General features: G+C 48.0%; 2 protein-coding genes. One reads left to right on the top strand and one right to left on the bottom strand.

Annotation, left to right across the window (positions count from 1 at the left end; translation table 11 throughout):
* On the top strand, positions 1 to 479 hold a 479-nt coding region (cmk, locus tag BN93_RS02695), incomplete at its 5' end, for a (d)CMP kinase (protein ID WP_019186817.1).
* A gap of 930 nt (positions 480 to 1,409) precedes the next feature.
* On the opposite strand, the gene BN93_RS02690 is transcribed toward cmk, so the two are convergent.
* Positions 1,410 to 2,650, bottom strand: a 1,241-nt coding sequence (locus BN93_RS02690; protein WP_019186816.1) for a biotin/lipoyl-binding protein, incomplete at its 5' end; no start/stop codon positions are given.

Here is a 2,650-nt window from a genome sequence, read left to right as displayed (position 1 = left end):
AGTTTAAGCTAAACCCTGAAACAGGAAAGGCCGAAACTTACCTCAACGGCGAGAACGTTGAACGCGAGATTAGGGGCATGGAGGTGTCTGGGCACGTTAGTTCAATTGCTGCAATAGACTTTGTTCGCACGGCTCTTGTGGCTCAACAACAACGCATGGGACAGGATAAGGGTATCGTGATGGATGGTCGCGACATTGGTACGGTGGTGTTTCCCGATGCCGAACTGAAAGTGTTTGTCACGGCTTCGGCAGAGGTTAGGGCGCAACGCCGCTTTGACGAGCTTGTAGGCAAGGGCATGGAGGCCAACTACGATGAAATTCTTCGCAACGTTCAAGAGCGCGATTATAAGGATAGTCACCGCGAAGTAAGTCCGTTGCGCAAGGCCGACGATGCTATTGAGCTAGACAACGGACAGCTAACCATCGCCCAACAGCTGCAATGGCTGGTGGATAGGTTTGAAGAAAAGGCGGGGAAGTAGGAAGGAGAGAAGTGGGGAGTAGTAAGGAGAGAAGTACTAAGGAGTAAGGAGGAAGATGGAAAGTAGGAAGGAGAGAAGTAATAAGCATTAAGGAGTAAGGAGAGAAGGAGTAAGCGGTGAAAGGATAAAGGGGCAAGTAATAAGGAGCTAAAATAGAAAAGTGGTGAGGAGCTATTCTTTCTAAAAGCGGGCAGGAATGGCACCTTGGCCAACAAGCGAAAGCCGCTTTTCTCCCTTCCACCCGTTCGTCTTTTCGCCTTATCCACCTTTCCTCCTCACCAAAGAGGATTAAAAAAAGAATTAATTAATTTAAGAAACCTCAAATTTTATCACAATAAAGTTTGCATTTTCAAATATCTTGCCTATCTTTGCAGTGACAAGTTTAGGTCACGAGGATTGCTTATCGTAAGTTAGTCCTCATAAACTAATGATGAATATCCTAATTGTCAGTAAAAATAGATTATAAATTTTGAGTTAATTACTGTTTTTGGAGGAGGTTCTTCGCGATGAAGGGGCTCCTTTTTTCGTGTCCAGTTGTGAAGTGGCAGCAAGTGTGCGGCCGCGTTTGTAATAAACGCATGTCCTCTAAAAGTGCTGCACTTTGGGGGATTTCTCGTTTTCTCAGCTTGCCCTTCACGCCCTATTGCCTTTAAGCTGCAAACGGCTGCGTGAATACAAAGCCCCTTGTAGTGGCACTACAAAAGGATTGTACAGACACTACAAAAGCCTTGTAGCAGCACTACAAGCGGCTTGTAGCCCCACTACAAACTACGTTGTACTGCACAGATTGCCAGAAATTTGTGGGCAAACGACGACGAAACCACGAAAGACAACAACATAAACCACTAAAAAAGCAAAGGCACGACCCGCAACATGTTGCAAGCCGTGCCTTCGATGCTATGTTTTGGGCTTATGCCCGATGTCAAATCTTTATTGTGCGCGCTCGATGTAAGCCACTACATCGCCCTTATTTACCTTGCTACCCTGCTTGGCATTGATTTCAACCAGCTTGCCACCGAGTGCGGCAGGCACAGTAACAATCTCGCCCCAGGTGGCAACAATGTAGCAGAACACATCGCCTTCCTTGTATTCCTTACCAATGTAAGGTTCAACGGTAGGTGCGCATTCGCCGTCGCCATTAAATTCCCAGAACAGTTGTCCCTTAACAGGAGCAACAAGCGCATCGGCCTTGGCGTGCTTAAAGGCGGCGAGTTCTTCAACAGACAACTTGCTACCCATTTTAGCATCCTTAGCCTTTTGCAAGTCGGCCAAGAAGTTCTTCTTTGCTTGTCCGCTCTTATAATTGCGGTATTGTTCGGGGTGCATAGCCAGTTCAAACAGTTCTTCGTTGTCTTGTCCATACTCCCAACCGTTCTCGTCCATCTCCTTCTTAAACTCTTCAAGATTGTTTGGCAGCAACGTATGTGGGTCGGCATCGGTAAATTCGAAACCCTTTTCCTTGGCCAAAGCAACCAATTCGGGTGCGATTGTTCCAGGAATTTTGCCGCTCTTGCCCAAAATCATACCCCACATGGCATCGTCCATCATCACGAAACGGCCCTTGCCTTGCTCCATTGTGAGGAGGTTCATCAGCGCAATGTTCTTTACATACTGCGAGAATGGCGTTACGAGAGGTGGATAACCCACACGTGGCCAAACGTATTCCACCTCGTTGAAGAGGTTGATAAGCATGTCGTCGGTAGACAATTCGGGCTCGCCTTTCTTCGCACGAATGCTATTGATGGTGCTATGTATGCCGGCAAGGTCGGCCATCATACTGCCCATCATACCGCCGGGCAAGCCACAACCAAGCAACAGCGAACTCATCAGCTTGTTGGCAGGGTTGATAAAGTAGCCCAACCACTCGTCAATGAACTCTTGTGTCAATGCGCGCGCCTTCATGTAAGCGCTCATATTGATTTCAGGAACGTCGAAACCTTCGTTCTTCAACATGCTTTGCACCGAGATAACGTCGGGATGAACCTTACCCCAAGATAGCGGTTCGATAGCCGTGTCGATGATGTCGGCGCCGTTGTTGCACACCTCCAAGACAGATGCCATCGACAAACCAGGGCCTGTATGACCGTGATACTCGATGATAATCTCAGGATGTTTGTCCTTAATGGCCTTCGTTAGCTTGCCCAACAAGGCGGGTTGGCCAATGCCGGCCA

It is taken from the genome of Prevotella conceptionensis 9403948 (assembly GCF_000312305.1).
Lineage (GTDB): Bacteria > Bacteroidota > Bacteroidia > Bacteroidales > Bacteroidaceae > Prevotella > Prevotella conceptionensis.
This window is presented reverse-complemented; position numbering and strand designations above follow the sequence as displayed.